This is a genomic window from Pseudoalteromonas sp. RB2-MNA-CIBAN-0110 (assembly GCF_040309305.1).
GTDB lineage: Bacteria > Pseudomonadota > Gammaproteobacteria > Enterobacterales > Alteromonadaceae > Pseudoalteromonas > Pseudoalteromonas arctica.
This window is the reverse complement of the sequence record NZ_JBEOOQ010000363.1, coordinates 1-229: the sequence shown is the minus strand read 5'-3', so window position 1 is coordinate 229 and position 229 is coordinate 1. Positions and strand designations below refer to the sequence as shown.

General features: G+C 28.4%; 1 protein-coding gene. It reads right to left on the bottom strand.

Going from position 1 to position 229, the window contains the following annotated elements; translation table 11 throughout:
• Nucleotides 1–229: exopolysaccharide Pel transporter PelG (gene pelG, locus AAEY68_RS21805; protein ID WP_350586912.1), on the bottom strand; the 229-nt coding region annotated here is incomplete at both ends.

Here is a 229-nt window from a genome sequence, read left to right as displayed (position 1 = left end):
ATAAAATAAAATATTGAGTATTGATAAAAATATAACCTGTACACCCACACCCACTACATCGATAAATAATAAGGTTTTGTAGTTAGGATCTATGCCTATAAAAGTGAGTATTTGCTCACCCCAAAGTAATAAGCAAGCTACGGTAATACCCTGAATTTTAAATATATCGTATAAACCACCTTGGGCAGTTTGTATCATATTATCTTTTAATAAATAAATTTCATTTAAA